The sequence below is a fragment of the Micromonospora sp. CPCC 205558 genome, from assembly GCF_036902955.1.
In the GTDB taxonomy this organism is placed as follows: Bacteria; Actinomycetota; Actinomycetes; order Mycobacteriales; family Micromonosporaceae; genus Micromonospora.
On sequence record NZ_JBAKHR010000002.1, the window covers coordinates 236,559 to 257,944 of the forward strand.

Annotated in this window: 20 protein-coding genes, 1 tRNA gene and 1 pseudogene; 12 read left to right on the forward strand and 10 right to left on the reverse strand. The window is 69.1% G+C overall.

Features of this window, described 5'->3' with window-relative positions:
- Positions 1–102 precede the first annotated feature (102 nt).
- The 4 genes from V6U86_RS03505 (at position 103) to V6U86_RS03520 (ending at position 4,828) form a co-directional block, all read left to right on the forward strand.
- Positions 103–1,929, forward strand: coding sequence for an exonuclease domain-containing protein (locus V6U86_RS03505; protein WP_334498303.1), 1,827 nt, complete (start codon positions 103–105; stop codon positions 1,927–1,929).
- 227 nt (positions 1,930–2,156) lie between these two features.
- Positions 2,157–3,119: a hypothetical protein gene (locus V6U86_RS03510; protein WP_334498305.1), complete on the forward strand. Its 963-nt coding sequence runs from the start codon at positions 2,157–2,159 to the stop codon at positions 3,117–3,119.
- A 311-nt stretch (positions 3,120–3,430) separates the two neighbouring features.
- Positions 3,431–3,525, forward strand: a tRNA-OTHER gene (locus tag V6U86_RS03515).
- A gap of 466 nt (positions 3,526–3,991) precedes the next feature.
- On the forward strand, positions 3,992–4,828 hold the full coding sequence (locus V6U86_RS03520) for a hypothetical protein (RefSeq protein WP_334498307.1): 837 nt from the start codon (positions 3,992–3,994) through the stop codon (positions 4,826–4,828).
- 88 nt (positions 4,829–4,916) lie between these two features.
- Here V6U86_RS03520 and V6U86_RS03525 read toward each other — a convergent pair whose 3' ends face one another.
- On the reverse strand, positions 4,917–5,171 hold the full coding sequence (locus tag V6U86_RS03525) for a hypothetical protein (protein ID WP_334498311.1): 255 nt from the start codon (positions 5,169–5,171) through the stop codon (positions 4,917–4,919).
- A 366-nt stretch (positions 5,172–5,537) separates the two neighbouring features.
- Between V6U86_RS03525 and V6U86_RS03530 the strand changes: the two genes are divergently transcribed.
- On the forward strand, positions 5,538–6,212 hold the full coding sequence (locus tag V6U86_RS03530; RefSeq protein WP_334498315.1) for a YdcF family protein: 675 nt from the start codon (positions 5,538–5,540) through the stop codon (positions 6,210–6,212).
- Between the two features lie 6 nt (positions 6,213–6,218).
- Here the strand turns inward: V6U86_RS03530 and V6U86_RS03535 are convergent, their stop codons facing one another.
- Complete coding sequence (locus tag V6U86_RS03535) at positions 6,219–7,445, reverse strand: helix-turn-helix domain-containing protein (RefSeq protein ID WP_334498317.1); 1,227 nt, start codon at positions 7,443–7,445, stop codon at positions 6,219–6,221.
- Between the two features lie 370 nt (positions 7,446–7,815).
- Here V6U86_RS03535 and amcA (V6U86_RS03540) point away from each other — a divergent pair, with 370 nt between their 5' ends.
- From amcA (V6U86_RS03540) to V6U86_RS03565, 6 genes and pseudogenes are all read left to right on the forward strand, one after another.
- The gene (gene amcA / locus V6U86_RS03540; RefSeq protein WP_334498320.1) at positions 7,816–7,980 is read left to right on the forward strand and encodes a multiple cyclophane-containing RiPP AmcA; all 165 of its coding nucleotides are present in this window, start codon (positions 7,816–7,818) and stop codon (positions 7,978–7,980) included.
- Entirely contained in the window at positions 7,977–8,324 is a 348-nt protein-coding gene (locus V6U86_RS03545) for a hypothetical protein (protein ID WP_334498323.1), read from the forward strand. The genes amcA (V6U86_RS03540) and V6U86_RS03545 overlap by 4 nt, the downstream gene beginning before the upstream one ends.
- Positions 8,321–9,454, forward strand: a pseudogene (amcB, locus tag V6U86_RS03550) (cyclophane-forming radical SAM peptide maturase AmcB). Before V6U86_RS03545 ends, amcB begins: the two are co-directional and overlap by 4 nt.
- On the forward strand, positions 9,451–9,630 hold the full coding sequence (gene amcA, locus V6U86_RS03555; RefSeq protein ID WP_238645117.1) for a multiple cyclophane-containing RiPP AmcA: 180 nt from the start codon (positions 9,451–9,453) through the stop codon (positions 9,628–9,630). The pseudogene amcB and the gene amcA (V6U86_RS03555) overlap by 4 nt, the downstream one beginning before the upstream one ends.
- 60 nt (positions 9,631–9,690) lie before the next feature.
- Positions 9,691–10,353 carry a pentapeptide repeat-containing protein gene (locus V6U86_RS03560; protein ID WP_334498328.1) on the forward strand — a complete coding sequence of 221 codons (663 nt, stop codon included), beginning with the start codon at positions 9,691–9,693 and terminating at the stop codon, positions 10,351–10,353.
- A gap of 15 nt (positions 10,354–10,368) precedes the next feature.
- Complete coding sequence (locus tag V6U86_RS03565) at positions 10,369–10,938, forward strand: kinase (protein ID WP_334498332.1); 570 nt, start codon at positions 10,369–10,371, stop codon at positions 10,936–10,938.
- Positions 10,939–11,120: 182 nt separating this feature from the next.
- Here the strand turns inward: V6U86_RS03565 and V6U86_RS03570 are convergent, their stop codons facing one another.
- A complete protein-coding gene (locus V6U86_RS03570; RefSeq protein ID WP_334498335.1) occupies positions 11,121–11,969 on the reverse strand; it encodes a LysR family transcriptional regulator in 849 nt (282 codons plus the stop codon).
- 105 nt (positions 11,970–12,074) lie between these two features.
- Between V6U86_RS03570 and V6U86_RS03575 the strand changes: the two genes are divergently transcribed.
- Positions 12,075–12,806 (forward strand): SDR family oxidoreductase, encoded by a 732-nt coding sequence (locus V6U86_RS03575; protein WP_334498338.1) that lies wholly within the window; start codon positions 12,075–12,077, stop codon positions 12,804–12,806.
- Between the two features lie 27 nt (positions 12,807–12,833).
- Here V6U86_RS03575 and V6U86_RS03580 read toward each other — a convergent pair whose 3' ends face one another.
- The 7 genes from V6U86_RS03580 to V6U86_RS03610 form a co-directional block, all read right to left on the reverse strand.
- A complete protein-coding gene (locus tag V6U86_RS03580; protein WP_334498340.1) occupies positions 12,834–14,510 on the reverse strand; it encodes a Na+/H+ antiporter in 1,677 nt (558 codons plus the stop codon).
- Between the two features lie 184 nt (positions 14,511–14,694).
- Positions 14,695–15,039 (reverse strand): YnfA family protein, encoded by a 345-nt coding sequence (locus tag V6U86_RS03585; protein WP_334498342.1) that lies wholly within the window; start codon positions 15,037–15,039, stop codon positions 14,695–14,697.
- A 77-nt stretch (positions 15,040–15,116) separates the two neighbouring features.
- Positions 15,117–15,569, reverse strand: coding sequence for a MerR family transcriptional regulator (locus tag V6U86_RS03590; protein WP_334498344.1), 453 nt, complete (start codon positions 15,567–15,569; stop codon positions 15,117–15,119).
- Positions 15,569–17,068, reverse strand: a complete 1,500-nt coding sequence (locus tag V6U86_RS03595) for a SulP family inorganic anion transporter (RefSeq protein ID WP_334498346.1) — start codon at positions 17,066–17,068, stop codon at positions 15,569–15,571. The genes V6U86_RS03590 and V6U86_RS03595 overlap by 1 nt, the downstream gene beginning before the upstream one ends.
- Positions 17,069–17,299: 231 nt before the next feature.
- Positions 17,300–17,482, reverse strand: a complete 183-nt coding sequence (locus V6U86_RS03600) for a hypothetical protein (RefSeq protein ID WP_334498349.1) — start codon at positions 17,480–17,482, stop codon at positions 17,300–17,302.
- A gap of 189 nt (positions 17,483–17,671) precedes the next feature.
- Positions 17,672–18,379, reverse strand: a complete 708-nt coding sequence (locus V6U86_RS03605; protein WP_442934869.1) for an ABC transporter ATP-binding protein — start codon at positions 18,377–18,379, stop codon at positions 17,672–17,674.
- A gap of 20 nt (positions 18,380–18,399) precedes the next feature.
- A complete protein-coding gene (locus V6U86_RS03610; RefSeq protein WP_334498352.1) occupies positions 18,400–21,252 on the reverse strand; it encodes an ABC transporter permease in 2,853 nt (950 codons plus the stop codon).
- Positions 21,253–21,386: the final 134 nt, after the last annotated feature.

Below are 21,386 nucleotides of genomic sequence, written 5' to 3' on the forward strand. Positions count from 1 at the left end.
ACTCGTGCACGCGGCCGTTCTGGTGACCCGTGAGCATCCGTCGCTGGAGCGCCAGCCGCTCTAGCCAGGATCAAGCCGAATTGCTGAGATAGAGAGGTACACATGTCGTCGGTCGGACTGTTCGCCTACGGGTCAGCGGGCGGAAGGGACGGTGTCGACCTGGGTGAGGTCCCGTTCGTGGTGGTGGACGTGGAGACGACCGGGCTGTCATCGACGTCCGACCGGATCGTGGAGATCGCCCTGGTCCGCATCGAAGGAGGTCGGGTGGTCGACGAGTGGGCCACCCTCGTCGACCCGGGCCGCGACCCAGGTCCGACTTTCGTCCACCACATCACCGCAGACATGCTGTCCGGAGCGCCGACGTTCGCGGACGTGGCGGGGGAGATCCTGTCCAGGCTCGACGGCGCTGTGGCGGTGGCGCATAACGCCCGCTTCGAGGAGGGGTTCATCGCGCAGGAGTTCGCTCGAGTCGGCATCAGCACCGCGCCCCTGCCGGCGGTGTGCACTCTGCGGCTGGCCCGACAGGTCCTGGCCGCGCCGAACTTCCAGCTCGTGTCCTGCTGCACCGTGTACGGCATCGAGCTGCATGACGCCCACACCGCTCTCGGTGACACCCGGGCAACCGCCCAACTTCTACCCAGACTCCTGGCCCACGCGCCCGCCCTGCGGTTCCCGTCCGCTCCTGTCCCGCTGCCGCGGTACCCGCGCCATGCCCGGCCACGTACCCGGGTCACCGGCCTGCGCAAGGGCGCGGACGGTTGGATCCAGTCGTTGCTAGGAAAATTGCCCTACTCCACTGGCGACGCCGACCCCGCCTCGGCCGAAGCGTACCTCGCCGCCGTCGGGAGCGTACTCAGCGACGGTAAACTGACCGGCGTCGAAGCCAAGGCGCTGGCACGACTGGCCGGGCAGTCCGGCATGGGCGCCCAGCAGGTACGCGTTTTGCATCATCGCTACCTCGACGGACTGCGGGACGTGGCACTCGCCGACGACATCCTGACCAGCACCGAGTACCGGCAGCTCGTCACGGCCGCACGAATTCTCGGTGAACCGGACTACTTCGCGGACCTCACCGCGCCCGAGATAGAGACCACGGACCGCATCCAGGCCGCCAAGCAGAGGGGACAACGCGTCTGGTGTAGCCCGTCCGTGGCCGCTGACGTCCGCGATCGCCTCACCCAGGCTGGCTTCGTCCTGGCGCTGAACCTGACCCGCAACGTCGTTACCGCCGTTGTCGCTGCCGCTGACCAGGACAACACGAAGGTCGCGCGAGCACGCATACTCGCCATACCTATCCGCTCCGATCTGACCCTCGACGACATGCTTGGGACCGCCGCCACGCCTTCCCTGGCATCCCAGCAGACCGGCAGTACAGCCGCCGCCGTGGGCGCCGAAGGGACCGGGCCTCGTACGGTGCCGACACCGGCTGCTGCGGCGCACGTGCCCACTCAACGTGTACCGCAGGTCATCGTTGGCTGGTACCTGGACCCGTCAGGGCGGTGGACCTACCGATTCTGGGACGGCCAGGGCTGGACCGAGAAGGTCAGCGGCGGAGACGGCCGTACGTGGTCGGACAGCACTGCCCTACCGCTGTGGTGCGCGCCCACGACGGGCGGCCTGGTCGACGGCCAGCAGCCGCACACCCTCGTGGACCAGATCATGACGATGCAGAAGAACGACATCCACGCGGCGCTGCTCCTGACCGTCCGATGCATCGACGCGGTAGAGAACGACTCACGAATCAACGGATACGGGGTGGCTCCCTGGTTCTACGAGAGGGCCGCCATCATATTCGCCCGACTGGCCGACCCCGCTGCCGAGGTCGCCGTGCTTGAACGATTCGCGCGGCAGAGACATGCTCCCGGGGCCAAGCCGCCTCAGCTCCTCGATCGCCTCCGCAGACTGCGTGAGGCCACTACCGGCGCATAGCAGCGACGAACCGTCAATGATTCGCGTTCTCGATATGGAGTTGCGATCAGCCCTGCTCCGACACCGGATGCGCGGCCCCGCTGTCCAGAACCCTGCTTACCTACCTCGCCGCCTCAGGATGAAAGCCACGATCAGCCCGGCGCAGAAACCGCAGGCGCCAGACCGGTGCTCAGGTGCACGATGACCTCGTTCGCCCCTTCATGGTGGCGGATGGTGAGGAGGAAGTGGTGCCGGATCCTGCCATGCGGCTGCTGCTGAGCGCGGCCCGCGCCTGTCAGCAGCAGGCCGACACGTTGCAGCAGACCCTGACCCGCGTGCATGACGCCACCCCAGCGCCGGACGCGTGGTGTAACCGCGACGACCGGGCGCTCAACACGATGGTCCGCGCCCAGGCCCGCCGGCAGATCTGGCGCGACTGCGTGCTCACCGCGATGAGCATGGGAGTGCACGTCGCCGATCACGTACGCGCCCTTGGACTACTGCTGACCCACGTGCGAGAGCAGGGCGCTCCCGTCTACGCGCACGCAGCCTTGACGCGCGGAGCCGTCGAGTCGGCGTCATGGCTGTGGTGGCTGCTCGCCGAAGGCGAGCCGTTCGCCACCCGGCTGGGTCGCGGCGTCGCGTTCCTGGTCGAGGACGCGACCCTCGCGATCAGGGCCGCCCAGCAGGTTCCCTCAGCCGCATACATGGCCGCGCCCGTCGACGGCATCAAGCGGCGGCGCCAGGCACTCCTCGACCGGCTGGAGGATGCGCGCATCGAGACGATCGCTGACCGGCCAGGTACACGCCTCAAGGGCGTGCGGGTGGTCCGCGACGGCGAGGAGACCTCGACGGGCACGAAGGTCAGCACTCTGGTGACGGAAGCGTTCGCTGACCTGCCCGCCCTCTACGACCTGCTGTCCGGGACCGCGCACGCCCGCGCTTGGGGGTTGTCGGACAGCATGAGCATGCACGGAGACGAGGCGGCCTGGTCCGCGAATGTCATCGACGTGAGCGCGTCGGCGCTGACAGGGTTGTTGGCTGCGCAGCGCGCCGGAGCGATGTTCGCCACCTACCGAGGCTTCCCGGACGACCCCGGCGTCGCGCACATGCGGGACCAGCACACGAACTTCGACCAGGAGATGGTCCGCTACGGTCGTGCTGCCGGCCTTCTGGCCGGTATGGGTCCGGTGACTGGGTTCCTCGACTGACTGGCGCTTGGGGTCGGTCTCGTCGCGACGTCCGACATTCCAGATGGTGTGCACACCCCCGGGCCACCGACTCCGTCGTTGATCATGGTGGCGGGCTGGCGAGCGATGTCACCTTACTCGCTTCGGGTTGGTGGCACCGACGATGGGCGTGTACACGTAACGGCTGATCGACCGCTCATGGCTGACATTCCCGGAAACCGGATGGTCGTACATCCGGGTGCTCGGCGGGTGCTCGGTCGCCGTGGACAGGGTCGGCGTCGTATGGATTGTGTGGTACGTGCGGCCGGTGGGATCAGCCGAGACCTGCCGATGCGTGGACTGGTGGGACGCGCGGGCACGCGAGGCATCGATTCGACGCGGACTCTTAATCCGCGGGTTCGGGGTTCGAGTCCCTGGCGGCGCACCAACGATCAAGGCCCTGGCCTGGTGGTTCACACCGGGTCGGGGCCTTTTTCGTGTCTGCCGGTGGGTGATGGTGGCTCGGTGGGTGCTCGGGAGCCGATGGACCGAAGCGGCGTCGGTGGGACGTGGCGGGATGATCTGGGACGCCCCTCGGGTGGCTACCGGTGGAGGATGGCCGGGCGGCCCGGGTTACGGATGCTGGTGGTCGCGCATCGGCTCACGGTGGCTACTGGGCCGGCTGCGGTGGTTTTATCAGGCTTGCGATGTAGGGCGATGGGCAGATCTTGACGGAGTGCGGTATGCCGGTTCTACGGCTTCCGTCATCGACTCTTCGGCTGAATTGGTGAACAGTGATCATTGAAAACGTCTGACAAACCCCGTTTTGAGGGTGCGGGAGTTCCTTCGGGGCGCCACCGTACTGCCGCGTCGCCGGGATAGTGGCGCGTCGGCAGGCAGGGGATCATCGACGGATGGCTGGTAGCCGTGAGCTGGCCCCGCGGCGGTGGCGGATCCTGTCGTTCCTGGCGTTGCACGGCATGGCGGCCACGAGCGACATCGCGGTCGTGGCGGGCGTGCCCCGGTTGACGGCGCACCGGGACCTGACGTGGTTGCACGCCGCAGGTCTGGTGGGCCGGGAGCGGGCGGCGGAGGACCGGGCGCACGCGTGGTGGTACCGGATCACCGATGAGGGCACCGACCTGTTGAACCGTGATCTTGTCGCGGCGGGGCGGCGGGTGCCGTTACGTCTAGGGCAGCGGGGCTGGGGTGCGGCGCACTACCTGCTGTTCCTCCCGCTGCTGGCCGTGTCGCGGCAGGATCCGGGCCGGTGGGGGCTGCTCCAGTGGTTGACCACGGTGGACACGTCGGTGTGGCTGCGGGAGCGGGGACTGGCGCATCTGCGCGCCGACGGGTACGGGGCGTGGGTGGAGGACGGCCGCTGTCTGCGGTTCCTGGTGCACGTGGATCCGGGACCGGTCGGAGAGGTGATCGCCGAACACGAGCGGTCGACCGCGGGGCTCGGCGCGGTACTGGCCGGATACCGGCGCACCGATCCGATCGTTCCGGTCGGCGCGGTGCTGGTCCTCGCCCGAGACGCAGCCCGAGAGGCCAAGCTTCTCGCTGACCTGGCGGACCGGCCACTGCGGGCGCCGATCGCGGCCACCACCGTCGACCTGCTTCACCGGCACTGGCCGCACGAGCAGGTATGGATGGTCCCGACGACAGGTGCCGCACGCCACCGGCTGATCGACCTCTTTCCTTCAGCCGGGGCGATCCCCGATGATTCGAAGGCAGCCGGACCGCAGTAAGCGAATGCTTGGAAGCCGTCATGGGTCCGGCGTCCCGAGGAGCGAGCATCGACCGTATGCAGCAACCGCTTCTGCAGATGAGCGGTCGTCACTCCCACCTGTTCTTGTCGGTCCACCGGACCGCGGGATACGACGGCTTGGGGATGGTGCTGAACCCCACCACCTTCATGAAGCGGCGCAGCGCGAGGATGCTCCCGGAGGCTGACCACTCCGCAGCCCTTTTGGACGGCGACTGGGTGCCGCCGTACAGGCAGATGCCTACGTTGTGCTGCTCAGCCAGGGAGTAGACCTCTGCGATCTCCGCGTTGGAGAGCGCGTTCGGGCTCTGCAGGTACGTCTTCATTAGCCGAGACTAGCGTCGCAACGTTCGGATCTGAGCGTGTATACGTCGCTGGTCAGGGGCGGATGCGCGCGAGGTAAATCGCTCCGTGCGAGCCCGTTGACGAACGCACCAATCTGCCGCAAAATGCGCGGCTTGGTACGGCGATCTGCGAGGCCGGCGAGATGGCGCTGTGGGTTCAGGTACGCGAGCTGGCGCCGGCGGAGGGAGCGGCTGCCGATGGCGCTGATGGCGTCGGCGCTGCCTGAGTGTCCCCCGGTGGACAGAGGAGCTGTGCTGATCTGGATCGTTCGGCCTGCCCTACGCTGACGCTATGAGGGAACGGGGCATGGATCAGACTCCAGCACTTGCTCCACCTGGCGGGCGCTGATGGATCGGCAGGCCGCGGTGCCGACTCACGTGTTCCCGGACGAGGTCCGGGCTGACGTGGAGACGCTGTGGCGATACCACGACATGCGCCACGAGCTCAGCCCGTGCGACGTGGGCATCGGGCTGGGCAGCCATGACCTCGGCGTTGCGGTGGTCGCAACGCGGCTGTTTCAAGCAGGCCTGTTCCCATGGATCGTTTTCACCGGTGCGAACGCCCCGACCACTGTCGAAAGGTTCCCGCGTGGAGAGGCGGTGCACTACCGCGAGTACGCCATCGAGCAGGGCGTACCCGCGGAAGCGATTCTCGTGGAGCCGCGTGCCACGAACACCGCCCAGAACCTGGAGTACTCCCGTCAGCTCCTGACCGAACACCGGATTCCGGTGAAGTCGGTGCTGATCATGTCGCGGCCCTACCAACAGCGTCGGGCCTACGCCACCTGCAGGCTGATGTGGCCGGAGGTCGATGTGGTGTGCGCCTCGAACCCGCTCGAACTGGACGACTACGTGCGCAGCATCGGCGACCCGCGGCGGGTGGTGGACATGCTGGTCGGCGACACGCAGCGGATCGAGGTGTACGCGGATCGCGGGTTCGCGATCCCGCAGGAGATGCCGGACGAGGTACGGGCGGCCTTCGCGCGCCTGGTGGCGGCCGGCTACACGAGCCGGCTTATCTGAGCCCAGCTACCAGCGCGGCCCTCCCGATCGGACGCCCATGCGGTCGCTGAGTTCGACGGCCAGTCGAGGTGCTCGGGGGCGGGTGAGGATGTCCCGGACGAGGTCGCGGGAGAGCTGGTGGTAGCGCACCTGGTCGGGGCCGATGACCTCGGCGTCCAGGAGTGCGGTGAGCGCGTCGTCGATGCGGTTCCAGCGGGCGAGGGCTCGGGCGGTTTCGATGGCGTGGCGAACCTGCCGCTCGACGGGCACGTTGCTGGTGTCGAGTGGGGCGCCGATGGCGATGGCGCGTTGCACGTCGCCGAGTTCCATCGCCACGGTCGTCTTGTGGATCGACACGTTGGTCGGCCCGAACGCGGTCCACACGTGATTGCCATCGGCACCGAGCCGCTGCGCGGCGGCATCGGCCTCGGTGATGTGGGTGTCGGCCGAGGCGCGGTCGTCGTCTCGCGCGGCGGCCAGTGCGCAGACGAGGTGCAGGCTGCCGTATACCGACAACAGCTGCGGAGTCGGCTTGGCGAGCCGTGTTTCCAGGAACTGTGCCGCAGTGGCGGCGAGGCCGCGGGCTTGGGCGTACTCACCGATGGAGGCGAGCGAGTGGGCGGCGGAGCGGCTGAGTGAGCCGATGACGACGTGGTCGTGGCTGGCGTTGGCGGCGGCCAGTCCTCGGCTGGCGGCGGTCCACGCGAGGTCACCTTCGCCGAGCTTGGTGAGGAACAACGCGGCGAGCTGGTGGGCGTAGGCGGTCATGGCGTGCGCGCGCTGGCCGTCGTCTCCGTCGTACGCCTCGGTGGCGGTGAGGCAGTCGTGGATGAGGTAGGGGAGCCGGCGGGCGAGGGTGCCGTACCGCGAGTGCTGGTAGGCGGTCCAGATCTCGGCGACATCGTTCTCGATCTCGCGCAGAGCGGGCGCTTCGGCGTCCCTCGTGCTGGTCAGCGTCGGCGCGAGGTGACGATAGTCGTGAAGCGCGGCCCGCAAGGCCGGGATGGTCTCGCGCCCTGAGTCGTCCGACCACTCGAACAGGCTCGGTGCACCGATCAGGTCGCCGAGGGACACGTCGAGGGCTTTGGCGATCGTGCGTATGACTGACAGCCGGTCGAGGTCGGCCCGGTTCGTCTCGACCTTGCGTAACCACTCCTGGGTCTTGCCGACCAGACCGGCTAGCACCTCTTGGGAGAGGCCTCGTCGACGTCGATAAAAGGCGACGCGCTGGCCGATGGTCATGTCTTCCGTCATCCCTCGCACACCATCACCCTGCCCGCTGAAGGCCGCCGGACCCGGTACGGATTTTCCCGGTCCTCCGTACGGACCGCCCCTACGTTCAGTTCACCCCAGATCACCGGCGCGTGTCGATGCCGGTGTTGGGGATGACTAACAGGGAGCTGCAGATGGAGGGATCGATGAGCGGCGCACCACACCACGGCTTGGGCCGCAGGCTCGGCCCGTCCTGGAACGAACTGTCTCGGTGTTCTCCCCGCCTGCGTACCGCCATTAGGGCTGCGTGGGTGGGTGATCGGCGGCCTGCTCCCAGCCGCCGTGATGCGGCGGCGGGCTCGCCATTCCCCCGGCGAGCCCGCCGCTCATCGATCCTGGTGGGGGTGGAGGCATGACGGTGTACGTCTCGCGTAACGCGATAGCCAGCCAGTCCCGGCGCCCCGAGCCCAAGTGGACGTCCTCACAGGGTCCGGTGCGGCGCGCTGATCCTCCGCTGCTCACCTTCGTGTGGCGTCGGCTGTTCGAGCAGCAGGCCCGCGAGGGCGGTCGCCGGTGACCGGGCAGCAGCGCCGTCTGGCGGCGAACGGGCTCGCGCCAGCCGAGGTGGAACATCTGCCGATGCGCCCGCTGTGGCTGTGCCGCCGGTGCGGGCAGCCATGGCCCTGCGGCGCGGCGAAGCTCGCGCTCCTCGCCGAGTACCGGGAAGAGCCGGTGAGCCTGTTCCTCTACCTGGCCGGCTGCCTGCACGACGCGATCGACGACCTGCATCGGCTCAACCCGAGCGTCACGGGCAGCGCCGCCGACATGTTCGACCGGTTCCTCGGCTGGCCCGCCCGCCATACCCACGCCTACCGCGTCAGTACCACCACGGCCAGCAGCATCGAAGAGGCCTCCTCGTGAACGGCATCGGCTTCATCAACGTCACCGGCCAGCCGGCGGTCGCCGGCAGCTTCCACACCCTGGTCGTGCAGCCGACGAGCTTTTGCAACCTCGACTGCACCTACTGTTACCTGCCCGACCGGAGATCCCTCCGCCTGATGAGCGGCGCGGTCGCGCAGGCTTGCGCCGAGTCGATCGCCCAGCAGAACAGCGGTCATCCGGTGAGCGTCGTGTGGCACGGGGGCGAACCCATCGCCACTCCCATCGGGTTGTTCCGTGATTTATTGGCCCCGTTCGAGGAGCTTCGGCGCGCGGGGATGGTGCGTCACGAGATCCAAACGAACGCGACGTTGATCAACCGGCAATGGTGCGAGCTCTTCACCGCTTATGGGTTCGAGGTCGGGGTCAGCATCGACGGACCGGGCGCTTTGAACCGGAACCGCCTCGACCGGGCCGGCACGTCAACAGACGCCCGCACTCTGCGCGGCATACAGACCCTGGCCGAGGCAGGGCTGAGGTACTCGGTGATCTGTGTAGCCACCCCGGAAACCATCGACCACGCGGAAGCCCTCATCGACTTCTTCCGGCCTGCCCGGCTGCGAGTCGGTGGGCTTCAACATCGAAGAGCAGGAGGGCGCCGACCGGGCACCGGTGTCGGAGGACGCCGCGTACCGGTTCTGGCAGCGCCTGATCGAACGTCGCGTTGGCGGCAGTCCGCTGCGGATCCGCGACGTGGACCGGTTGGCCGACTATCTCGCCGCCACCCGCGCTGGCCGCGTCAACCACGCGCCGTACGAGCCGATCCCGACCGTCTCTTTGGATGGGCAGGTGGTGCTGCTGTCACCGGAACTGCTCGGCATCACCGAGCCGCGATACGGCGACTTCATCGCCGGCAACGTCCTTCATCAGCCCATCACCGCCATGCTCGCCGGCGCCGGCGACCTGGGCTACGTCGCCGAGTTCATTGCGGCCCTCAACGACTGCGCCGACCACTGCGCCTTCTACGACTTCTGCCGCGGCGCCCAGGCCGGCAACCGCTACTTCGAGCACGCGACGTTCACCGCCCATGAAACCGCCTACTGCCGGACCACCCGACAGGCCTCGTCCGCGCCGCCGCGGATCACCTCGCCCCTCAAGGAGAAGCACCATGACCAACGCTCTCGCGGTCCTCGTCAACGCCGCACCCGAGCAACTCGCTCGCCTCGGCGTCGACCCTGAGCGGTCGGTAGCGATCGACGCGGCGAAGTTCGACAACCGCCCCGCTTGGGACAACAAGGGTAAGTTCGACAGTCGACCCGGCTGGGACAACTGGAACAAGAAGAAGTAGCCCTACCACGGGACGCGCGGGGTGGCGTGCCCACCCCGCGCCCACACAGGTTGAGGACACATGCGCACCACCACGGTCGGCGACGTGAAGGTTCTGCTGCCGGACCTCGAACCGGGCGACCTCGACACCACGACGGACCTGGCCGGCGGCCTCACCGAGGCACTCGTCGAGGGTACAGCGTGGCACGGTGTCCACCTTGAGGACGCCCGCATCCGCAGCAGCCTGATCACCGGTGTGGACCTGAGCGAGAGCACCTGGGAAGCGGGCAGCCTCTACGGCTGTGAGATCACCCGTACCGACTTCTCCGGCGCGACCCTGACCGGCGTCACCATCGAACGCTGCGCGATCACCGGCTCCCGGTTCACCGGCACCAGGCTCACCGACGTGCGCCTCAAGGACGTTCTGTTCGACAGCTGCCGCTTCGACTACGCCACCTTCCACCGCGTCACCGCCGCGGGCTCGGTCGCCTTCACCGATTGCACTCTCACCAACGGCGCGTGGTCTTCCTGCCGGCTACCTCGCATCGCGCTGCGGTCGTGTGACCTCGCCGGACTGGAATTGGACTCCTGCCACCTCGACAGCACCGACCTGCGCGGCAGCCGGCTCCAGGGACTCAAGACGCCGCTGGACAACCTGCGCGGCGTCACCCTCGGCGAGGACCAACTTCCTGACCTCACCCAGCTGGCCGTCGCCGCTCTCGGCCTCACTGTCCGCAACACCTAGAGCTGAGGAGGCATCGTGTTCGCTGAACCCACTGGCAGCCCGGACACGATCCTCGTCTGCGTCCGGGGCAACTCCGGCTCCGGCAAGAGCAGCATCGCCCGCGAGCTACGACGCCGGCACGGCCGGGGCTGCGCCCTGGTCGAGCAGGACTACCTGCGCCGCATCCTGCTGCGCGAGCGGGACAAGCCCGGCGGCGCGGCGCCGGCGTTGATCGGGCAGACCGTCCGGTTCGCGCTGGACCACGGCTATCACGTCGTGCTGGAGGGCATCATGCACAGCAGCCGCTACCGAAGCATGCTGACCTCCCTGCGGGACGACCACCGCGGGCGGTCGCTGTTCTGCTATCTCGACGTGTCCCTAGCCGAGACCCTGCGCCGGCACCTCACCCGCCCGCAGGCCAGTGAGTTCACCGCCGAGCACATGAGCGGCTGGTACGCCGCCCATGACGTCCTGGGCTGGCCCGACGAACTCGTCCTACCCGAGACCACCGGGCTTCACGAAGCCGTCAAGGCCATCGCCGCTGTGGCTGGGCTACCCCAGACCGGACGCGACGACGACCTGCTACCGAACGTTCCGTCCCCGTAGAGCAGCTCAGCCGGCCACCGGTGTCGCCGTTGCGGCGCACCGTTCGCCGACGTCGATCCCGAGTGGCCAGACAGCCGGCGACGGCGTGGAGCTCGCCCTACCACGCCTGCCGGAGCCAGCTTTCGATCACAGTGAAGTCGTGCTCGGTCAGCCCCCGATGGGGATCGACCTGGTGCAGCCGGCTAGAGGCGCAGTGCGGCTCGTACAAGATCAGCCACAGCTCGGGAACGGCTGTGCGGGGGCCAGGCGATGACCGTGGTGACTGCCGGCGCGTCCGCGATCGGCACGGCGACGAGCTCATCGGTCAACTGGGATCGGGCGGAGTCAGGCACGACCAGCAAGGTCCGGCCAAGGGAGATCAGCTGGAAAAGTTGTGAGTGGCTCTGTGCCTCAGGACCTGGGCCGTCGGGATAGGTGCCGTCATTTTCGGGCCAGCGCGGGAGAGGCAGGTCGGGCAGGTCGGTCACCTCGCTCAGCTGCAGACTCGTACGAGTGGTGAGGGGGTGGCCGGCCGGGAGGATGGCGACCTGGCCCTCGGTGAGCAGTTCCTCGGTGTCGAACCCGGTCAGGTCGTCGAACGGGTGGTGGAGGATCGCGACGTCGGCACGGCCGGTCCGCAGCAGTCGTTCTTGTTCGCCGGGGCCGCACAGCGCCACGTCGACGTCGACCGATCCAGGTTCGGCGGCGTAGGCGTGCAGCAGCTTCGCGAGCAACTCGCTGGACGCCCCAGCCTTGGTCGCCAGGACGACGCTGGGCCGACCAGCGGCGGCGAGAGCTGCGCGTCGGGCGCGATGTTCGGCAGCTTCCACGGCGTCCAGTGCTGCTCGTCCCTCGTGCAGCAGGACCGCGCCAGCTTCGGTCAGGGTCACCGAGCGGCTGTCGCGCATGAGCAAGGCGGCACCCAGGCGGCGTTCGAGCTGACTGATCGCCCGCGACAATGGCGGCTGGGCGATGCCCAGGCGTTGCGCCGCTCGGCCGAAGTGCAGTTCCTCGGCCACGGCGACGAAGTACCGCAGCTCTCGTGTCTCCACGTCTGAAGCCTAGCCGGGCACGGAGGTGCGGCGATACCGTCACGGTATCGCTCATGACTCAGGTGGTCTTGGACGGCCTGCGGGCCGTGATTCACAGTCGAAGACATGAATGACACGAAGATCGCCCTGGTCACCGGGGCCAACAAGGGCATTGGGTACGAGATTGCAGCGGGCCTGGGTGCGCTGGGCTGGAGCGTGGGTGTCGGGGCGCGCGAGCAGACCCGGCGGGATGAGGCGGTGGCGCGGCTGCGGGACGCCGGCGTCGACGCCTTCGGTGTCCCGTTGGATGTCACCGACGACCGCAGTGTCGCCGCCGCCGCCGATCTGATCGCCGAACGTGCCGGACGCCTCGATGCCCTGGTCAACAACGCCGGAATCACCGGCGGACGGCCGCAGCAGCCGAGCAGCGTCGATCCGGCGGTCATCCGCACGGTGGTGGAAACCAACGTCATCGGCGTGATCCGGGTGACGAACGCCATGCTGCCGTTGCTTGGCCGGTCGGCCTCGCCGCGCATCGTGAACATGTCCAGCAGCGTCGGTTCTCTGGCCCGACAGTCGGGCCCCGGTGGTGAGACCACCACGGGTCCGGTCGCCGTGGCCTACGCGCCCTCCAAGTCGTTTCTGAACGCCGTGACCCTTCAGTACGTCCGGGAACTGGCAGACACGAACATCCTGATCAACTGCGCCTGCCCGGGCTTCGTCGCCACCGACCTCAACGGCTTCCGTGGGGTGCGTACTCCCCAGCAGGGCGCAGCGATCGCCATCCGCCTGGCCACACTGCCCGACGGGGGCCCCACCGGCGGATTCTTCGAGGACGCCGGTGTGGTGCCCTGGTGACGGCTCGCGACACGCCGTCGTGGCAGATCAGCTGGTCCGCTTCGGGAGTAGCAGCTCCTCGTGATCGAGTTCGCGTTCCAGGACGCGGAGTTCCTCGTCCGGCAACCGGCCGGAGTCGCGCCAGCGCACGAGCTCCTCGCGCTGCGCGTCGATGGCCGCCCGCCGGACACGAAGCGCCGTCTCGTACTCCGGTGAGGTGGGCATCTCGGCTGAGCCGCTCTGCTCCAGATGGTCCAGCCGCCCGCGGTAACGGGCCAGTCGGGCCTGCAGCTGCGTACGGGTCTTGTTGACGGCCGCCGCGCTGTCCGGCTCCTCGGCGGCAACCTCGTCGAGGCGGGCCAGGGCCGCCTCGACCGCCGCCGAACGGGCCTCGTTGCGTACCCGGGCCTGGTCGGTTTTGTTGGCGCGCAGGCCCAGCATCCGCACGAGCGGCGCGAACGTCAGGCCCTGCCCGACGAGCGTCACGAGGACGACCACGAAGGTGCAGAACAGAAGCAGGTTCCGGTCGGGGAACGGTGCCCCGCTGTTGGTGGTCAGCGGCAAGGTGAAGATCGCGGCCAGGCTGATGACCCCACGGGTGCCCGACCAGCTCAGCGCCGTCACCTCGCGCCGGGACAGCCGTCGGGCGTCGCGGTCGGCGCGGGCGACCTGCCGGGCGCTACCGGGCTCGTTCGGGTCGTCCTGCTCGGATATGCCGCCCAACCGGCTGTGCAGCGACCGGGGGAGGGACTGCGTCAGCACCAGCCAGGCGGGGCGCAGCAGCAGCACCACGCCGACCGACACCGCGACGGCGATGACGATGGTGGACGTCTCGTACTGGCGCAGACCCTTGATGACTTCGGGGAGCTGCTGGCCGATCAGCAGGAAGACGAAGCCCTCGAGGAGGAAGTCGACAAGCCGCCACACCGCGCTTGTCTGCAACCGGGCGGCGCCGGACCCGAGCTGAGGCGTCTGGTGGCCGACGATCAGCCCGGCGATCACCACGGCGAGCACCCCGGAGACGCGCAGCTCCTCACCCACCAGGTAGGCCACGAACGGTGTCGCGAGCGAGATGGCGTTCGACAGTAGCGGGTCGGTGGTGAGCGGTCGGGCCAGACGTACCAGCCAGGCGACTGTCACTCCCACTGCCACCCCACCGACCGCCGCCAGCACGAACTGGCCGACGGCGGCCGGAAACGAGAACTCGCCGCCCACGGCGGCGGCTACCGCGACGCTCAGCATCGTCAGCGCGGTGGCGTCGTTGAGCAGCCCCTCGCCCTGAATGATCGTGACCAACTTCGGTGGCAGGTTGACCCGGCGCCCCACCGCCAGGGCGGCCACCGGGTCGGGCGGCGCGATGGCGGCACCGACCGCGATCCCGGCAGCGAGGGTCGCCCCGGCGACGAACAGGTGGAACCCGATGCCGACCAGTACCCCGGTGAGGAGCACCAGCAGCACGGACAAGCTGACCACGATGCGGAGGTTCCGGCGGATGTCCAGCAGCGAGGAGTCCAGCGCGGCGCTGTACAGCAGCGGCGGCAGCACGACCATGAGCACCAGGTCGGGATCAAGGCCGATGTTGGGGCCGGGGAGCAGCGCGTACACGATGCCGATGAGCGGCAGAAGCGCCGCGGCCGGCAGACCGGTGCGGGCCGCCACCCACCGCACGCCGACGATGACCGCGACAGCGGCGAGCACGAACAACAACGTCGAATGGGTGCTCACCTGGTGACTTCCCCCTGGAGCGGCGCGAAATTCTGCGGATCCACTGCGCGCTTCCGGCCGAGCCTGCCGTTCGGCGCCGTTGGTGCCCGGGCAGCGCAGCATGCAGCAATAACGAGCGTACCCGCTTGATCAACCGAACCTTGCCGCCTGCCGGACGTGGGTGAACGCGCTCCGGCGACCCGAGTCAGGAGCCGCCTGTCGAACGCGGCGCGTACATGATCAGGGCGACGCCGATCAGGCAGATGCCGGCGCCGATGACGTCCCACCGATCCGGCCGGAACTTGTCGACGATCACGCCCCAGGCGAGGGAGCCTGCGACGAACACGCCACCGTAGGCGGCGAGGATCCGCCCGAAGTTCGGGTCGGGCTGGAAGGTGGCGACGAATCCGTACGCGCCGAGGGCGATGACTCCGGCGGCGATCCACCACAGGCCGCGGTGCTCGCGCCAGCCCTGCCAGATCAGCCACGCCCCGCCGATCTCGAACAGGGCGGCGACGGTGAACAGCAGGATCGAGCGTACGACGGTCATCGGTGGACCGTACCGAGGCGCCCGCTGGCGCAACCGTCGAGGTCAACGAGGCTGACGACGTCCGTTGGCGGGGGTGGTCAGGCGGTGGGGTCGCTGTGGTGGTCGAGTTTGCTGCGGAGCGTGTCGGCGAAGCCTTCGGCCAGGGCGAGCTGGGCGCGCAGGGCGGTGACGCGGGTGGCGGCGGCGGTGTGGAAGATGGCGAGCCGGTCGAGCAGGGCGGCGCGGTCGGCGCCGGTGGCGGTGTCGAGGGCGTCGAGCACGGCGAGGAGGTCGCGCATCTCGTCGAGGGTGAAGCCGAGGGGTTTCATGCGTTTGACCACGGCGAGGCGGTCGAGGTCGGGTTCGGTGTAGAGGCGGAAGCCACCCTCACTGCGGGCGGAGGGCACGATCAGGCCGGCCTCCTCGTAGTGGCGGATGGTGCGGATGCTCAGCCCGACCCGTTCGGCGGCCTCGCCGATCTGCATGAGGCGGCCGGTGGCTGAGGCGGCGCCGTGCCGCTCCGACCCGCTGGCCCGGCTGGTGGCGACCATCAGTGGCCGACGCCGAGCTGGCCGGCGAGGGTGTCGTGGATACGGGCGCTGGGCTTGTTCAGCTCGGTGATCTCGACGGTCTTGCCACGGGCGGCGTACTTGGTGGTGATGGCGTCGAGGGCGGCGACGGATGAGGCGTCCCAGACATGGGCGTGCGTCATGTCGATGACCACCGTCTCGGGGTCGTTCGTGTAGTCGAACTGCCCCACCAGGTCGTTGCTGGAGGCGAAGAACAGCTCGCCGTGCACGGAGTAGATCCGGGTGGTGCCGTCCGGGTCGAGGACACTGGTGACCTCGACCAGGTGGGCGACCCGCCGGGCGAAGATCACCATGGCGGTGAGGACGCCGACCACGACGCCGATGGCGAGGTTGTGGGTGGCCAGGGTGGTGGCGACGGTGGCGAGCATGACGATGGTCTCGCCGTACGGCATCCGCTTGAGCGTGGCCGGGGCGACGGAGTGCCAGTCGAACGTCGACACCGCCACGATGATCATTACGGCGACCAGCGCAGCCATCGGGATCACCGCGACCACGTCACCGAGCGCGACCACCAGGACCAGCAGGAACACTCCGGCCAGGAACGTCGACAGGCGGGTACGGGCGCCGGAGGCCTTCACGTTGATCATCGTCTGGCCGATCATGGCGCAGCCCCCCATGCCACCGAAGAACCCGGTGACGATGTTGGCGACGCCCTGGCCCCAGGACTCACGGGTCTTGCTGGAGGGGGTGTCGGTGATGTCATCGACCAGCTTGGCGGTCATCAGCGACTCCATCAGCCCGACCAGCGCGATCCCCACAGCGTAGGGAGCGATCAGGGTGAGGGTGTCCATGGTCCAGGGGATCTGCGGCAGCCCGAGGGTGGGCAGGCTGTCCGGCAGGGCCCCCTCGTCGCCGACGGTCGGCACCGCGACGCTGGCGAGGACGGTGACCAGGGTCAGGACCACGATGGCGACCAGCGGCGCCGGGATGGCGCGGGTGAGCCGGGGCAACCCGACCATGATCGCCAGGGCGACGCCGACCAGCGGGTAGACCAGCCACGGCACGCCGAGCAGATGCGGGACCTGGGCGGCGAAGATGAGGATGGCCAGGGCGTTGACGAAACCCACCATGACGCTGCGTGGGATGAACCGCATCAGCTTCGCCACGCCGAGCACGGCGAGCAGGATCTGGATCGCACCGCCGAGGATCACCGCCGCGATCAGGTAGTTCAGCCCGTGTTCCTTCGCCAGCGGCCCGACGACGAGGGCGATGGCCCCGGTCGCGGCGGAGATCATCGCCGGCCGGCCGCCGCAGATCGCGATGGTGACCGCCATGGTGAACGAGGCGAACAGGCCCACGCGGGGGTCGACCCCGGCGAGGATCGAGAAGGAGATCGCCTCCGGGATCAACGCCAGGGCGACGACCAGGCCGGCGAGGACCTCCGTGCGGAACACCTTCGGCGACAGCCAGGACGGACGGGACAGACGCGGCAGGTTGACCGCGGACAGCACAGAAGACATACAGCCATTTCCACTCGGGCGTCCCGTGGACGCGCACAGTTCCGCCCGAGGTCGGGCAACTACCCACCGATGAGCGACAGCCGGTTGAACGGCCTCAGGGCGTCATTGCCCGGACGCGTCACGGTCGCCGGGGAGCCCTGCGGCCTCGCCCTGACAGCGACAGCGAACCTACCCTCCCGTCAGGGGAGAGTTCACTGAACGTGGTGATCATCACCGCGTCGCTTCGGCCTCTCACACGTCCTCGACGGGCTGACGCGTTGCCGGCGTCCGGAGACGCCGGCAACGCGTGGGCCAGTTGGGGTGGGTCAGCCGTGTGGTGATGCGCAAGCCCATGAGGGTGTCGTTCATCCACGGCACCCGCTCGTGGTGCAGCCCGGCGGTCATCTGGTCCGCCCAGACCTCGTACCGCTGCATCAGCGCGGGACCGCGCGCTGGTGATCAGACAGTCGCCGAGGGGGTCACCGGGCAGGTTGGACGAGTCGACCGCAGCCTCGCAGGGCACCTTGAGGCTGACCTGGTCGCGCAGCGGGCGGATGGGGTCGAGCGAGCACGGCGAGGGCCCGCAGAGGGCGTAGTTCCCGCTCGCCCTGGCGTCGGCTCCCGTCAGCTGGTGAGGCACCCGTCCCGCATCTGGACGGCCCGGTCGCAGCGGGCGGCGATACCGGTGTCATGGGTGGCCATGATGAGGGTCGTACCCTGCTCGTCGCGCAGCCTCAGCAACAGGTCGACGATCGCGTTGCCGGTCTGACTGTCGAGATTGCCGGTGGGTTCGTCGGCCAACAACAGGGCAGGTTGGTTGATCAGCGCGCGGGCGATGGCGACCCGTTGCTGTTGCCCGCCGGAGAGCCGCGACGGCAGGGCGGCGGCGCGGTCGGCGAGCCCCACCATCGCCAGCAGCTCACGCGCACGAGCGACCTTGTCGAAATCGGTGCGGAACGGAATCAGCGGCGCCGTGACGTTGTCCAGGGCGGTGAGCGTGGGCAGCAGGTGGAACCGTTGGAACACGAAGCCGACCCGTCGCCGGTAGGCCGCCAATGCCCGGCCGGACAAGCCGGTCACCTCCTGGCCGCCGACGTCGATCGTGCCACCGTCGCTCCGTTCGATGGCGCCGATCAGGTGCAGGAGCGTCGACTTGCCCGAGCCGCTCGGCCCGGTCAAGGCGATCGCGGTGCCGGCGGCGATCGTGAGGCTGACGTCGTTGACCGCGACCAGCGGTGCTCCGTCGGGCAGCGGGAACGACTTCCGTACCCGCGTGAGACACACAAGCGGCATGGTGAGCGTGCTCGACGCCGCAGCTGACGTCCGTTCCATCGGAGCTACTCCTTTGCCGCTCACCCCTCGGCGAGCAGGTGGGCGGTGGGCAGTCGGCGGAGCATGGCGATCGGCACCACCACCGAGAGGGCGGAGACGGCGACGCCGAACACCAGGGCGGCTCCGGAACACCAGAGGATCGGAGCGGTGACGCCCCCGGCGAAGACCGCTGCCGCGCCAAGGCCGGCAGCGGCACCGAGCGTGCCACCGATGGCGCCCATGCCGATGGCCTCGATGACGACCAGCCGGTTCAGCATCGCGTCGGTCCAGCCGACGGCACCGAACAGGGCGAACTCGGCGGCGCGCTCGGAGATGTTGAGATAGAGCACGTCGGCGACCGACACGATGCCGAGCACGATCGTGACCGCGACGGCGATGTGATCGACGGTGCGGGCCTGGAGGGTGACGGCATCACCGAGCAGGGTGCCGGTGATCGCCCCACGGAACGCGAACGTGATCGCCAACAACATGGTCAGGGCGGCCACCCCGATCATCAGACTCAGCGCGCCGAGGCTGGTCCGACCGGGAGTGCGGGCAAGGTTGGCCAGGGCGAGGGTAGCCAGCCCGCGCGGCGCCTGCCGGCGGAGGGCGAGACCCGAGACGGCGGGTCGGATGATCTCGCCGGGGTCCGGGCGGGCCGCCCGCCAGGCCGGCCAGCCGCCGGCGAGCAGGGCAAGGGCCACCGCTGAGGGTACGGCGAGCAGCGTGTGGCTCCACGCGATGTTCAGCCCGAGACCGAGCGCGATCCCGAGCGCCAGCCCGCTGCCAGCGAGGCCCGCGGCGAGACCGATGCCGACAATCTCGATGAACATCAGCTGGAGAAGATGTCGCCGGCCCCATCCGAGGCAGGTGAGGATGCCGAACTCGGTGCGTCTGGCGCGGATGGCGGCGGTGTTGGCATTGAGCACCGCCAGCGCGCACACCGCGAGCACCAGCACGGACAGCAGCACGCTCTTGCGGTCGGCCGCGCGGACAAGCACGGACGCGACGCCCTTCTGCACCCAGGGCTCGGCCACGGAGAGGTCGGGCCGGCCGTAGTTGCCCGCCGGGTAGTGGACAGTCATCGCGGTGGGGGAGGCGCCCAGGGTGATGTCGACCTGCAGGTCGGTGCGTTGCGCAATCTCCTCGGCGATCACACGGACCCGCTCCCGGGAGACCGGGTCGATGCCGACGTCTCCGGCCAGCCGGACGCGTACCACGCTGATTGGTGCGGCGGTGTTGAGCTGGTATTCCGGGTAGCTGGGCTCGGTGCTGTACGCGCCGGAGTCGAAGATGGCCGGCAGGGCCGCCATCGTGGTCAGCATCAGCGGTGGTTGGCTGAGCAGGCCGGTGACGTTCGAATTCGGGGCCAGGCGTCGGCCGCCCAGCGCCTGCCGTGACGCTTCGTCGGCGCCCTCGGCGCCCGGGTTGAAGTACGTGTCCATGGGCACCGCCGACAGCGCGCTGCCCAGCGAAACCTTGGCGGGGTCGAAGGTGCCCACCGCGCCCAGCGCCGCGTCAGGCATGCTCACGTCCCCGGGCTGCGGCTCGTACCCGTGGGCCAGGTTCCGGTGGACGGCCACGCCACTGCGGACGCTGGTGTCCGCGAACTCCATCGGTACGTGCCGGGACGACCCGCCGTCGTCGGCCCCCTGGCCCCAGACCTTCAGGTCGTACGGATCCGGTTGGGCACGCAGACCGTCCCCGTCGCGCGTCGTCTTCGCCGGCCCGACGGTCCAGAACTGGTGGAGCCACATGGTGTTCGCCGTCGCCAAGTCGTATTCGACGCCCAGGTCTCCCGGGTGGAGCATCCGGTTGACCATGTCCTGGTACGGCTCCGCCACCGACGTCGACTTCTGGGCGATCGGGGTGCCGGACTCGTCGCCGAGAGCCGCGCGTAGCCGCTGGTCGTCGGCGGACGTCCGGACCAGTTCGGTCGCGTCCGGGTTCAGGCGCTGCACGGTGACGTCGAGCGTCCTGTCGACCTGAGGTCGGTCCGCGATGAGGATCGGGAGCACCGAGTAGGGGTACGGCATTCCGTCCAGTCGCCGCGACGTCGGCGCTTCGGCTGAGGTGAAGTATCGGCCCGAGGTGACGGCCTGGTCCAGTCCGGCCAGCGCGGCCTCCGACTCCGGGTCGACCGCGGCCATCAGGAGCGGCACCGTCCACGCCAACCTGACGGTCGGCCGCGTCACCTTTCCCTCGCGATCCGTCGAACCCATGCCACCGACGCACGTCAACGACGATCGGGCGCGCAGGTCCGTCGGTGCGAGCCAGTCGTCCGTGGCGATGGCCGCCGCCGCTGGGCAGATCTTGACCCGCTGGCCGTCGGCGTCGACCTCCTCCGGTGGTGGCAGGCCCCCGCCGCTCTTCAGCTCGCTGTTGGGCACCACGTCCAGCCGGTTGCGCGTCGCGTAGAGAAACGCCGGCCCGTCCGGGATCTGGCTCAGCCCGGCGTCCGTCACCCAGGTCGGCTGGACCCGCAACACCTGACGCTCGGCGGTCGGGTCAAGGTGGTCCGACAGGTCGACGGTCACGGGCACCGTGCGCATCACGTACCCGACCATCGCGACCGGTGCCGCCACCGACACCCCACGCACCGCCTGGATCTCGCGCCACTGGTCGTGGGTGATGCCGCCACGCATACCCGCCAACTGGCCCGACTGGACCAGATTGCGTTCCTGCTCCAGCGGTAACACTGCGTCCTTCGGGCGGACCAGAAGGTCGTAGACCGGGCGGTAGTTGGCGCTGACCGCGCCCACCGCATCCAGCCGGGACGTCACCGCGGCCCCGGTGAGCAGGGTGAACCCGGCTACCGCGACGGCGATCATCGAGAGCAGGGCCAGCGACCGGCGCAGCCGTACGCGCCATTGCGACGCGGCTATCCCCAGCATCGATCCACCATGCCCCCATCGTGTGGCCTTCCGGCATGCTGCCGCCGACCGGACGGTGAGGTCCGGTCGGCGGCGGCGAATCGACGATGATCAGCAGCAGCAGCCTACGGTATTGCCGAGCCATAGGTGCACAT